This is a genomic window from Micromonospora sp. DT4 (assembly GCF_049841675.1).
Lineage (GTDB): Bacteria > Actinomycetota > Actinomycetes > Mycobacteriales > Micromonosporaceae > Micromonospora.
In genome coordinates, this window is sequence record NZ_JBNCKT010000467.1 from 1 (window position 1) to 292 (window position 292).

The 292-nt window shown below is 68.8% G+C and carries 1 protein-coding gene; it reads right to left on the bottom strand.

Translation table 11 applies throughout. From position 1 onward, the window contains the following. The coding region (locus ACLQ24_RS30550) for a helix-turn-helix domain-containing protein (RefSeq protein ID WP_425895188.1) at nt 1–292 on the bottom strand (292 nt) is incomplete at both ends.

The following is a 292-nucleotide window of genomic DNA, read 5'->3' on the forward strand; positions in this document are numbered from 1 at the left end:
TGCGGCTTGAGCCGAAACGCCTTCCAGATCCGGCCCACCGTGGACTTCGACAGCCCGGAATGCTCGGCCATCGACGCTCGCGACCAGTGCGTGGCGTTGCGCGGCGTGGACTCCAGGGTGTCGACCACCACCGCCTCGACCTGCTCATCGGTGATTTTCCGCGGTGCGCCCGGCCGGTCCTCGTCGACCAGCCCGGCCAGCCGGCGCTCAACGAGCCGCGACCGCCACTTACCCACCGTCGGCCGAGACACCCCCAACCGGTCAGCCACCTCCGAATTAGACAGACCATCCG